Here is an 11,767-nt window from a genome sequence, read left to right as displayed (position 1 = left end):
TTACTATCAAGGCGATAGCGCGGGATTCGCGGCTGTCGCGCAACACGGTGCGCAAGGCGGTTCGGGCACCGGACGCGGACGCCAGTTACGAGCGTAAGGAACAGCACCGGCCGCAGACCGGACCTTTCAGTGCTCGTCTTGAAGAGTTGCTCGAACAAAATGAAGGGCTGGCCCGGCGTGACCGGCTTCGCATGACGCGGATCCATGATCTCCTTCAGCGCGAAGGGTTCGGCGGTTCCTATGACGCTGTGCGGCGCTATGCCGCGCGCTGGAAGCGTGAGCGCCGCACCGATGCCAGCGATATGAGCAAGGTGTTCATCCCGTTGATGTACAGGCCAGGCGAGGCTTACCAGTTCGACTGGAGCCACGAGGACGTCGAGATCGCGGGCAAGCCGATGCGGGTGAAGGTCGCGCACATGCGGTTTTGCTGGTCACGGGCGCCATTCGTCCGCGCCTATCCCCGCGAGACGCAGGAGATGGTCTTTGACGCTCATGCCCGCGCCTTCGCCTTCTTCGGCGGGGTTCCGACGCGCGGTATCTACGACAACATGAAGACAGCGGTGACGACGGTCTTCATCGGCAAGGACCGGCTGTTCAACCGACGATTTCTGATCATGACGGATCATTATGGCGTGGAGCCGGTGGCCTGTAGCCCTGCCGCGGGATGGGAGAAGGGGCAGGTCGAGAACCAGGTCCAGACCAGCAGGGAACGGCTGTTCAAGCCGCGCCTGCGCTTTGCCAGCCTTGAGGAACTAAACATCTGGCTGGAAGCCGAGTGCAGGCGCTGGGCAGAGCGCAACGGGCATCCCGATCTGGATATGACGATCGCACAGGCATTGGAGGCAGAACGGCCGATGCCGCAACCGCTACCCGCCCTGTTCGACGGGTTCTTCGAGAGCGAGCACGTGGCGAGTTCGACGTGCCTGGTGAGCTTTGATCGCAACCGGTACTCGGTGATGGCAAAGGCGGCGCATCAAACCGTCCAGGTACGTGCTTACGCAACGCGCATCGGGAGGCAGCGTCGATCCGCTACCGGATGACCGCGGCGAAGCTTCCGGCAATCAAGGACCTGGATGGGTTCATGTTCGACGGAACGCCGATCAACGAAGGGCTGATCCGCTCCCTGCACGCCGGCTCCTTCCTGCCGGAGCGGCGTAATATCGTGCTGGTCGGCGGAACGGGCACCGGCAAGACTCATCTGGCGCTCGCCATTACCGCTGCCGTGGTGCGCGCCGGCACCAGAGGCCGATACTTCAATACGGTTGATCTGGTGAACCGGCTTGAGGAAGAAGCACGTCTGGGCAAAGCCGGAAGCCTTGCCGCTCAACTCTCACGTCTTGATCTCGTTGTGCTCGACGAACTGGGCTATCTCCCCTTCGCCCGTTCCGGCGGCCAAATGCTCTTCCACCTGATCAGCAAGCTCTACGAAAAGACCTCTGTGATCATCACGACCAATCTCGCCTTCGGCGAATGGCCGAGCGTTTCCCACGACGCCAAGATGACCACCGCGCTCCTCGATCGCATCACCCACCATTGCGACATCATCGAGACAGGCAACGACAGCTGGCGGTTCAAAAACCGGAACTGAGCCCAAAACCCCTTCCCCCGGACCCCCATCCCCGGCGGTTAACCCGGTGGGTCAACAGGGACCTCCCACGGACGCCGCCGCCAGCACACCTGACGGTGCGCGTCGCCGTCCGTGGGCCCCTCCTGTCGACTACCGGGACAACCGCCGCGCTGCCGAAAGGTGGGGTCAATATTGGGCGCCGATAGGGGGTCAGTTTTGCGCGCCGGTTGACATCCAGGCCATCGAGCATCACCGTAAACGGGTGCGGTTCTTCTCCACGGTCGAGCTAGTCAACGCGCTCGAACAGGAAAAGGCTCAGGGCAAGGCAGGTCAGATCGCCGGCAGGCCTGCCCACTCCGATCTCGTGATCCTCGACGAGCTTGGCTACCTGCCGTTCAGCGCCTCAGGCGGCGCCCTGCTGTTCCATCTGCTCAGCAAACTCTACGAGCGCACCAGCGTCATCATCACTACCAACCTCAGCTTCAGCGAATGGGCTACCGTGTTCGGTGATGCCAAGATGACCACCGCGCTCCTCGATCGGCTCACCCATCACTGCCACATCATTGAGACCGGCAACGACAGCTTCAGGTTCAAGAACAGCTCGGCACAGCAGCCCAAAACCCGGAAGGAGAAACCCTCATCTTGACCCACCCCTGACATCCGAAACATAATCGCAAGGTGGGTCACTTCTCAATGAAAACCCCGGGTCACTTCTCAGCAGCAATCAACAGGCAACTGAGAATTGAAGTTGGAATCGTAGGTGAGCGCATGAAGATGACATGGCGCGAGACCGGCGCCCCGGCGAATGTCCGGGGCAAGTCAGACCAGGGCTTCGGCCGCCGCTTAGAGAGGGCGAGTGTTGCGACTTTGCATGGCAAAGTGGAGCGCGCATGGTTTGATCATGGCTTGGAAATCGGGTTGGAATTTCCCGTAGGCGATCTTGGCCGCTAAGAGGATCCTAGGGCGCGGACTATTTCTGCTTTCGCATGAGGTGCGTGGTAGCCTCATGTTCGATCTTGGTCAGTTCCTCGATAGTTAAATCAAGGGCCCTACGCTGACCCTCCAGATCAATAAGTCTCTCGCGGACGCGCTCTACGAGTCTGCCCATCTGCTCATGATGTCCCGGGTCGGCATCATATAGATCGAGGAACTCCTTGATCTCTCGAATGGAGAAACCCAGCCGCTTGCCCCGGAGAATGAGTTGCATCCTCCCGATCTCGCGCTTGGAATATATGCGCGTATTGCCGACGCGTTGGGGGTCGATCAACCCCTCCTTCTCATAGAAGCGGAGAGTACGCAGTGTGACCCCCAACTCGCGGGCAACATCATTTATACCTTGCAGTGGGGGTGTAACTTCACGCGCATCCCGCGCCGCGGCACCGCGATTATCAACAGGCCCTTTGATCCGCTCACGTCTCACGTTCGCCTTGCTCCGCCTATCAATGTCCGCCACCCTCATCCCACGGTGCCTGTTGCAAAACAGCAAAGTTTGACAGTGGCAGGCTGGTGGCGCTCATGCGAGCTTTTTATTCTCCTCCTCGACAAGTTCCTTCTTCGACAGCTTGCCAATCATGGTCTTGGGCAGGCTATCGCGAATTTCGATCGCTTTTGGCATCTCGATCTTGCTGAGGCGCTCTCGAAGAAAATCCTTCAGTTCGCCCGTAGTGACGGTTGCATCCTCGTGTAGTGCCACGAAGAGCTTGGGCGACTGACCTCGGTAAGGATCCGGAATCCCAATAGCGATTGCCTCCTTGATCGCTGGATGCTGGTATGCGGCGTCCTCGATGATGCGAGGATAGACATTATAGCCGCCACAAAAAATCACGTCCTTGATGCGATCGACAAGGAAGAGGTAGCCATCTTCATCGAGATATCCGATGTCCCCAGTCCGTAGCGCTCCCTCAACGAATACCGCCTGCGTGTCTTCTTCGCGCAGCCAATATCCTTTCATGACCTGCGGGCCCCAGGCGCAGACTTCGCCTCGCTCGCCTTGGGGAAGCACCCTCGTAGGGTTCTCCGGGTCGCGGATTTCCAGGATGGTGCCGGGAAAGCGCGGCCCACAGCTGTTGTCTTTCACGACGCCGTCCAGGGGATTACACGCTATGATAGGGGCCGTCTCGGAAAGGCCGTAGCCTTCAACGACTTTTGCCCCGGTCCGCTCTTCGAAACGCTCCCGGACATCGAGGGGCAGAGGGGCGCCCCCCGATATGCAGGCTCTCACTGACGACAGGTTCGGAATCTTGTCGTCCGCGAGTCCGTTGAGAGCCACATAGATGGTGGGCACGCCGAAGAACTGGGTGGGGGGCTTGCGCTTCATGGTTTTGAGGACCTGGTCCATCTCGAAGCGGGGAAGCAGCACCATCTCCGCGCCGATCTCGACGGAGAAATTCAGCACTGTGGTGAGCGCAAAGACATGGAACATGGGCAGAACGCCGAGTGTGCGCTCTTGGCCGGGGCTGTGCCCCCCAACATGCACGATCATCTGCGCGCTGTTGGCGGCGAGGTTGGCATGCGTGAGCATCGCGCCTTTGGGAACACCGGTCGTTCCGCCGGTGTATTGCAACACCGCAACGTCGTCCGGCTCACGCCGCACAGGATCCGGGAGAACATTGCTCGACAAGAGCCTGTTCAAACGGACGTGAATGCTCTCGTCCAGTACATGAGCATGATCCTTGCGCTTGAACAAGGTAAAGCCCAAGCCTTTCATCCGCGGCAACATGTCGACCATGCCGCACAGAATGATCTTGTCCAGGCCGGCGCTTGCTGCAACCGCTTCCACTTTCCCGTGGATTTCTTTCAGATCCGGTACGGCCATGATCCGCGTGCCTGAGTCGCGGATTTGATGCTCAAGTTCTCGCTCGGTATAGAGAGGGTTGAAATTCACGATGATCGCACCAACCTGGAGTGCGGCAAAATACAGGACAACGAAGTACGGACAATTGGGCAGGCAAAGGCCGAATCGATCTCCTTTCTTCAAGCCCTGATCCTGCAGGCCCCTGGCTGCCCTCTGTACGAGGCCGCCGATCTCACCGTAGGTCCAGATTCTGCCCAGGAAATCGATCGCTATCCGGTCTGGATAGAGCGCAACCGCGTTATCCAGCAGATCGGTGATCAATCGGGGTGGAAGCGATGGATCCTGCTGTCCGTCGAAGATGTCTGAAATGGGTTCAGCCATGGCAGCCTCGAACATCAGAAGGTCAACCGACCGCCAAGGGACAGCACGACAGCATGAGCGTCGTTCACCCCGCCGTTGACCAGGATGGGGGTCTGCGCAGCACTTCCAGCATAAGCGGCAGTTGTCCGATCAATCGTCTCGTCCTTGAAGGCGATGTAAGCTGCGGCGGCATTGAGGGTGAAATTGCGGGAAAGAGCAAAGCTGCTGCCCGCCGCGAAGTTCCATCGATCCGCATCTGGCACGCGCGCGTCGCGATTGCCGTCCCTCGTCGGGGTTTGATCGTGCTGCACGCCTGCGCGGATAGTCCATTGCGGGGAGGCCGCATAATCAATGCCACCCGCGAAGCTCCACGTGTTTCGGTAGTTTTCCGGGATGGCAGTATTGAGCGGAGACCCGAGCTTGATGCTGTCGAACTCCGACCATCCGAAGCGGACAATCTGGCTGTTCAAGGTCAGTCTGGGAGACACCGCTACGCGTGCGCCGATTGTTGCCTGCCAGGGCGTGCGGAAACTCGCGCCGGTGTCGATCGAGCCATTTTGTCCGGCTAGCGGTCCGAGCAGCCCGGTCGTTGTGATCGAACCTTTCAGGTCATGCTTCACGCTGGACTTGTAGCTCGCACCCAGTGTGACGGGACCTGCGCGATATTGGAGACCAGCAGTCCAGCCCAGGTCCCAACCATCGCCCTCGAGTTCCTGATGGCCATCGGCCAGGAGCGGGGAAAGATTAGGGAGATAATTAGACAGAGTAGCGTCCGCATATTCGATATTCAGCGCCGCGCCGATGCTGAGGTTGGGCGTTGGCATAAACGCGATTGACGGCTGGATATCGTAGGTGCGCAACTTCGTCTTATCGGTGGTGTAGCGCACCCAGCTTGTCGCCTCGTAGTCGGTGGTAAAGCTGTAAGGCGATGTCAGTGCGAGCCCGACGGCCAGTTTCGGGCTGACTGCAAAGGCGATCGCTCCTGATGGGAGGATGCCGTTGTTGATGGGATTACGCGATCTCTGATCACCACCGACCGCGGCAGGCGTCTGTTCCGGCCGTACGATGAGCGTATTGACGTTGTCGATACTACCCTTGGGGAGGATCGCGCTGATCGCGAAATGGCTATCGACGCCTGACACGCCCCCGATCGCCGCCGGGTTCCACCAGAGAGATTCCGCTCCCTGATCGGCAACTTCGCCTGAGAATGCGCGGCCCGCGCCCTTGACCGACTGTTCCTGAAGATAAAAGCCACTCGCATGTGCAACCTGCGGCACTGCCAGCGCTCCGACAAGAGCTACGGTTACATGACGTTTCAGGCCGTGTTTCAACGCTATTCTCCCCTCGCGTGATTTATTTCAGATGCCTTAATGTCAGCGTAAACGTATCCAGGTCTGGGTCTTGCACAGTGGCCAGACGATGCAGCCCTTCAGGCGCAAATGATCGCTGTCGATCACGGTGACGGTCGCGCCGTAAGTGCCGCCGTCCTCGGCGTTGTAGATGGTGCCGCCGGACCAGGAGCCTGATTTCCATTGGAAGCCCTGCAGGATTCGCAAGTCTTTCAGGGGGCGGCTGCGCAGCTGCGCATCCTTATTCTTCTCATCGCGCAACTGCGGGTTCGTCCGAAGGCCGTCGGAGGACAGCAAAGTGCCGCAGATGGATGAACCGCATCTGGCAATCTCGACCACGCCATGTCGGTTTTCGGTCTGCCAACGACCCACCGCTGCGTCGGCCGGCATCGATGCCGCTGCCAGTATTGCCAGTAAGATTGTCATTCGTTCCGCTCCCATGAGGCACCGCTAACGCGATTGTTCTTTGCTGGACCGCGTCGAAGTGGCTCGAATCGGCCTCTCACCATCACGGTGACGTATAGGTAAGTCAAGGACTCAAATAGTCATCATACTTCCGATTTAGTTCGGTTGTTGTTTGCCGCTTCCATGGGCTGGCGATGCATCCCGCCGCCGTCCGGGTTTTCTTTACGTATCGACTTGACCGAGGCGTCGGCGACGGCTCGGCGACGTGCGTAGGCGATTGAGAAAAATGCGATCACCGCAACCAGCGGAGCCAAGCCCCCCAGGACAATAACGGAGGAAGGGGGGAAATGCCTTCTCGGCTGCCTTAAGAGGGTATCCGATTAGGCCGAGCGCGTAGTAGCCCACGGCAACCGCTGAGAGTCCCTCGACCAGGTGTTGGAGGCGAAGCTGCATGCGAACGCTGCGGTCCATTGAAGCAAGCAGCGACGCATTCTGATTTTCAATGTGTGTCTCGACCCGTGCGCGTAGGAGGGCAGTGAACTGTGCAGCTCGAAGGCTGACCTGGGCTAGGCGCGTCTGAAAATCCCGGCATGTTCGGACCGCTGGATTAAAGCGCCTTCCGGTGAAGTCGCTAAGCGACTGGAATCCTGGAAGGCGCGATACAACGAGATCGGTAAGCCGCTCTGCGACGATCTCAGCATAGGCGGCCGTGGCGCTCAGCCTTGAATCCGTTTCACTCGCTAATGTTAGCAATCTTGCAGTCAGCGACGACAGAGAGGCAAGAAGGCTATCATCAGTGCGCGAAGAACCGCGCAATGCCCGACCAGTCTCGTCCAGACTGCGCTCGATCTCATCCAGCACGCTCCAGCCATGTCGCGCAGTCGGCAAACCGAGAAGCGCGAGGTTCCGATAGTTCCCCAGTTCCTGCACGCGCTGGATACAGCGGGAAACCTCGTCAACGCTTGCGCCATTGGTCGCGACCACTAGGCGCCCATACCCTTCTGCATGTATGCGAAAGTCGCTCCAGATCCGGATGGCATCGTCGACGACGCATGAAACCAAATGGGCAGGGTGAAATGCAGCTCTCTCGATAAGCTCGGCGGCAGCGCTGTCGCTGGTGACGACGACGATCTGCGTGGCGCGGATCACGCTGCCAGGAAGCTCTTCCATCCAGGTCAAAGCCTCTGCAGAAGGTCCGGTCAGGGGTAAGTTCCACTCCGGATTTTTGTTTTCCGTAGCAAATGTAAGGGTGGTTGTGATTGCCTCGCTATGCCTTTCCCAAGCGATACGGACAGCATCTTTCCAGCCGGTTTCCATATGTCGCGCGGTACGATCCAGCTCTGCACCACGCAGATCGCTGATCACGGACCACTCCTTCTCCCACTGCTCGTCATCGAGCAGTCGTACGGTCTGTATGGCGAGCGCCGGCGGATCTAGTCTCGCAAATCGCCGCAGGTGCATTTCGTTGACGACCTGTCGGCGCAAGGCATGTTCATGAAGGCCCATTTCGAATCTCCTTCAGCGCGGCGCACGCTACCTTTGTGGATAGGCCGGGATCGCCGCATTGCCGGACGCATCAGCGTTTGCTTGGGTCGGGGCTGGGGGCGGGTTTTCAGGCATTCCTTGCTGTCACGGCCACCCTCCTTCTTCACATGGCCCGTGCTCGCTCGCGCCGCTTCTGGGTACCATGCCAAACATTTCTGTTGACGTATAGGTCAATCTAAGCACCATTAGGTCATCAGCGTGTTTCTGATTCCCGATTCCATGGAGAGGCTTCGATCGATGCGTAATGTGGTTGTCGCGGGTTATGCCCGTTCGCCGTTTCATCTGGCTGGCAAGGGCGCGCTTGCGCGCGTCCGCCCGGACGATCTGGCTGCTCAGGTCATCCGCGGTCTGATTGAACGTACCGGTGTAAAGCCCGAGGATATCGAGGATATCGTGCTCGGTTGCGCCTTCCCCGAGGGGGAGCAAGGCTTCAACGTCGCGCGTCTCATCGGCCTTCTGGCTGATCTGCCGCTCTCGGTCGCTGGCATGACGGTCAACCGCTTCTGCGGATCGTCGATGAGTTCTGTGCACATCGCTGCCGGGCAGATTCAACTGGGCGCGGGCGAGGTCTTTATCTGCGCGGGCGTCGAATCGATGAGCCGTGTACCGATGATGGGGTTCAATCCGCTTCCGAACGCTGAGCTGGCCAAGAAGACGGCCGCCTATCTCGGGATGGGCGACACTGCTGAAAACGTCGCCACCAAGTATCAGATTTCGCGTGCGCAGCAGGAAGCCTTTGCCGTCGCGAGCCAGGACAAGGCCGCCTCCGCCATCGCTGCGGGCAAGCTCGAGGCCGAGATCGTCCCGATCCCGACCAAAGCCGGCATCGTCGACAAGGACGGCACGCCGCGTCCCGGAACGACGGTGGAAGCGCTTGCCGGCCTCAAGCCTGCCTTTGCCCAAGAAGGAACCGTAACCGCAGGCACATCTTCACCCTTGACCGATGGCGCCAGCGCGGTTCTCATCGCCAGCGAAGACTATGCGCTTGCCAACGGGCTTCCCATTCTGGCGCGGATCAAGTCGGTCGCGGTCTCGGGATGTCAGCCCGAGATCATGGGCATCGGTCCGGTTGAGGCTTCGCGCAAGGCGCTTGGCCGTGCAGGCCTCGATGTTGGACAACTCGATATTGTCGAGTTGAACGAGGCTTTCGCCAGCCAGTCGCTGGCTTGCATTTCCGATCTTGGGCTCGATGTCGACAAGGTCAATGTCGACGGTGGCGCGATCGCCATCGGCCATCCTTTGGGAGCGACCGGCGCGCGCATCGTGGGCAAGGCTGCGGCGCTGCTGAAGCGCGAAGGTGGCAAATATGCGCTCGCGACCCAGTGCATCGGTGGCGGGCAGGGGATCGCGACGGTGCTGGAGGCAGCGGAATGAGCGGCCCTGCTTCCGTCAAGAAGGTCTGCGTCATCGGCGCAGGCACGATGGGTGCGGGCATCGCGGCGCAGGTCGCTAATGCCGGTATTCCCGTTCTCCTCCTCGATATCGTGCGCGATCCTGATGATCGCAACGCCGTGGCGGCGGGCGCGGTGGCCAAGATGCTCAAGACGGACCCGGCTCCTTTCATGTCGAAGGCGGCGGCAAAGCTGGTCGAAACTGGCAATATCGAGGACGATCTGGCGAAAATCGCCGATTGTGACTGGATCGTCGAGGCGATTGTCGAACGGCTGGATCTCAAGCACGGGCTTTACGAGAAGATCGAGGCGCATCGCAGACCGGATGCGGCCGTGTCATCCAACACCTCGACCATCCCGCTGGGGCAACTGATCGAGGGGCGGTCGGAAGGCTTTCGCAGCCACTTTCTTATCACCCATTTCTTTAATCCGCCCCGCTATATGCGGCTGCTGGAGATCGTGACAGGAGCCGAGAGCGATACGGCTCTGGTGGAACGGATCGCTGACTTCGCAGATCGCACGCTTGGGAAGAGCGTGGTTCGCGCAAAGGATACACCGGGCTTCATCGCCAATCGCATTGGCACCTTCTGGATTCAGGCGGCGCTCAACGCAGCCTTCGACCTGGGAATCACGGTCGAACAGGCTGATGCGATCGCGGGAAAGCCCATGGGGGTCCCCAAGACAGGGGTTTTCGGGCTTGTCGATCTCGTAGGCATCGATCTCATGCCCTATCTGCAAAAGAGCCTGACCTCGACCCTGCCGGCCGATGATCCCTATCAGGCGATCGCGCGGCCCGCGCCGCTAATCGACCGTATGATCGCGGACGGCTATACCGGCCGCAAGGGCAAAGGCGGCTTTTACCGCCTGAACCGAGATGCCGGCAAACGCAAGGAGGCCATCGATCTTTCGACCGGCGACTATCGGCCGGCCATTAAGGCGCCGTCTGTTTCTGGCGCGGCTGGTAAAGGCGACCTTGCAGCTCTTATCGCCCTACCCGGTGATGCGGGCGCCTATGCCTGGGCCATCCTCGGTGCGACTCTGTCCTACGCCGCCAGCCTCGTGCCGGGCATTGCTGACGACATCGTTGGCGTCGATACGGCGATGAAGCTTGGGTATAACTGGAAGTTCGGGCCCTTCGAACTCATCGACAAGATCGGCGCGGCGAAGGTCGCCGAACGGCTCGCCGCCGAAGGCCGTCCGGTGCCGGCGCTGCTGACGTTAGCGGGAGATCGCAGTTTCTACCGCGTGGAAAATGGCAAACGGCAATATCTTGGACTGGATGGCGATTATCATGATGTCGTCAGGCCCGAAGGTGTCTTGTTGCTCGAGGACATCAAGCTCTCCTCGCAGCCGCTGATCAAGAACGGTTCGGCCGCACTCTGGGATATCGGCGACGGTGTGGTGGCCTTCGAATTCACCGGCAAGATGAACGCCCTCGACGGTGACGTCATGGCCCTGATCGGCAAAGCCATCCCGCTGGTGCAAGAGAAATACAAAGCGCTGGTCGTCTATAATGAAGGCAGCAACTTCTCGGCCGGCGCGAATCTCGGGCTTGCCCTGTTCGCGCTCAATATCGCGGCATGGGGCGAAATCGAAAAGCTCGTCGCGGGTGGCCAGGAAGCCTACAAGGCGCTTAAATATGCGCCGTTCCCGGTGGTGAGCGCGCCATCGGGCATGGCCCTAGGCGGTGGTTGTGAAATACTGCTGAACAGCGACGCGGTTCAGGCACATGCCGAAAGTTATATCGGCCTCGTCGAATGTGGGGTGGGCCTGATCCCCGGCTGGGGTGGCTGCGGTGAGATGCTCGATCGCTGGCGGCAGAATCCCGCTTTGCCCAAAGGGCCCATGCCTTCCGTCGCAAAGGTTTTCGAGACTGTTTCGACAGCGACGGTCGCCAAATCCGCGGCCGAAGCAAAAGAATATGGCTTCCTGCGACCCAGTGACGGCATCACGATGAACCGCGTTCGTCTTCTCAGCGATGCGAAGGCGAAGGCTCTTGCACTGGTCGAGGGATATGCGCCGCCCGCTCCGCCGGAATTTCGTCTGCCTGGAGCCGGCGGCAAGGTGGCCCTCGAACTCGCCGTCGAAGGCTTCCAGGCTCGCGGTCTCGCCACGTCCTATGACGGGGTGGTCTCGGGTGCGCTCGCCGATGTGCTGTCTGGCGGGGAGAAGGATCTGATCGATATCGTCAGCGAAACCGATCTTCTCGCATTGGAGCGCAAGGCTTTCATGCAGCTCGTTCGTGACCCGCGTACGCAGGCGCGCGTGGAGCAGATGCTTGTGACCGGCAAGCCGCTTCGCAACTGACAAGATGCGGGTCGTGCGCCGTCAGGTGCGTTGGCCCGCGGGGAGATAT

8 protein-coding genes and 3 pseudogenes are annotated in these 11,767 nt (G+C 59.9%); 6 read left to right on the top strand and 5 right to left on the bottom strand.

The window, feature by feature from the left end; all coding sequences use genetic code 11:
* Positions 1-5: 5 nt before the first annotated feature.
* The 4 genes and pseudogenes from istA to AAIO73_RS19005 all read left to right on the top strand — a co-directional run.
* Positions 6-1,010, top strand: a pseudogene (gene istA, locus AAIO73_RS19020) (IS21 family transposase); the annotation flags it as partial.
* A pseudogene (gene istB, locus AAIO73_RS19015) lies at positions 1,007-1,588 on the top strand (IS21-like element ISSsp4 family helper ATPase IstB); the annotation flags it as partial. The pseudogenes istA and istB, both read left to right, overlap by 4 nt.
* Before the next feature lie 211 nt (positions 1,589-1,799).
* Positions 1,800-2,213 (top strand): annotated as a pseudogene (locus tag AAIO73_RS19010) (ATP-binding protein); the annotation flags it as partial.
* A gap of 122 nt (positions 2,214-2,335) precedes the next feature.
* Complete coding sequence (locus AAIO73_RS19005) at positions 2,336-2,518, top strand: hypothetical protein (RefSeq protein ID WP_345880230.1); 183 nt, start codon at positions 2,336-2,338, stop codon at positions 2,516-2,518.
* Positions 2,519-2,537: 19 nt separating this feature from the next.
* Here the strand turns inward: AAIO73_RS19005 and AAIO73_RS19000 are convergent, their stop codons facing one another.
* The 5 genes from AAIO73_RS19000 to AAIO73_RS18980 all read right to left on the bottom strand — a co-directional run bounded on the left by AAIO73_RS19000 (position 2,538) and on the right by AAIO73_RS18980 (position 7,981).
* The gene (locus AAIO73_RS19000) at positions 2,538-3,026 is read right to left on the bottom strand and encodes a MerR family transcriptional regulator (RefSeq protein ID WP_345880228.1); all 489 of its coding nucleotides are present in this window, start codon (positions 3,024-3,026) and stop codon (positions 2,538-2,540) included.
* Positions 3,027-3,080: 54 nt separating this feature from the next.
* A complete protein-coding gene (locus tag AAIO73_RS18995) occupies positions 3,081-4,757 on the bottom strand; it encodes a long-chain-fatty-acid--CoA ligase (protein ID WP_345880226.1) in 1,677 nt (558 codons plus the stop codon).
* Positions 4,757-6,058 (bottom strand): OmpP1/FadL family transporter, encoded by a 1,302-nt coding sequence (locus tag AAIO73_RS18990; protein ID WP_526023827.1) that lies wholly within the window; start codon positions 6,056-6,058, stop codon positions 4,757-4,759. The genes AAIO73_RS18995 and AAIO73_RS18990 overlap by 1 nt, the downstream gene beginning before the upstream one ends.
* Positions 6,059-6,094: 36 nt before the next feature.
* Positions 6,095-6,496, bottom strand: a complete 402-nt coding sequence (locus AAIO73_RS18985; RefSeq protein WP_345880223.1) for a DUF2147 domain-containing protein — start codon at positions 6,494-6,496, stop codon at positions 6,095-6,097.
* Positions 6,497-6,697: 201 nt separating this feature from the next.
* A complete protein-coding gene (locus AAIO73_RS18980) occupies positions 6,698-7,981 on the bottom strand; it encodes a DUF3422 domain-containing protein (RefSeq protein ID WP_345880222.1) in 1,284 nt (427 codons plus the stop codon).
* 276 nt (positions 7,982-8,257) lie between these two features.
* On the opposite strand from AAIO73_RS18980, the gene AAIO73_RS18975 reads away from it, so the two are divergent.
* The gene (locus tag AAIO73_RS18975; protein ID WP_084277353.1) at positions 8,258-9,394 is read left to right on the top strand and encodes a thiolase family protein; all 1,137 of its coding nucleotides are present in this window, start codon (positions 8,258-8,260) and stop codon (positions 9,392-9,394) included.
* Positions 9,391-11,718, top strand: coding sequence for a 3-hydroxyacyl-CoA dehydrogenase/enoyl-CoA hydratase family protein (locus tag AAIO73_RS18970; protein ID WP_345880221.1), 2,328 nt, complete (start codon positions 9,391-9,393; stop codon positions 11,716-11,718). The genes AAIO73_RS18975 and AAIO73_RS18970 overlap by 4 nt, the downstream gene beginning before the upstream one ends.
* Positions 11,719-11,767 lie beyond the last annotated feature (49 nt).

The organism is Sphingomonas epibiotica, from assembly GCF_039615155.1.
In the GTDB taxonomy this organism is placed as follows: domain Bacteria; phylum Pseudomonadota; class Alphaproteobacteria; order Sphingomonadales; family Sphingomonadaceae; genus Sphingomonas.
The sequence above is the reverse complement of the archived record's forward strand: the minus strand, read 5'-3'. Positions and strand labels throughout refer to the sequence as shown.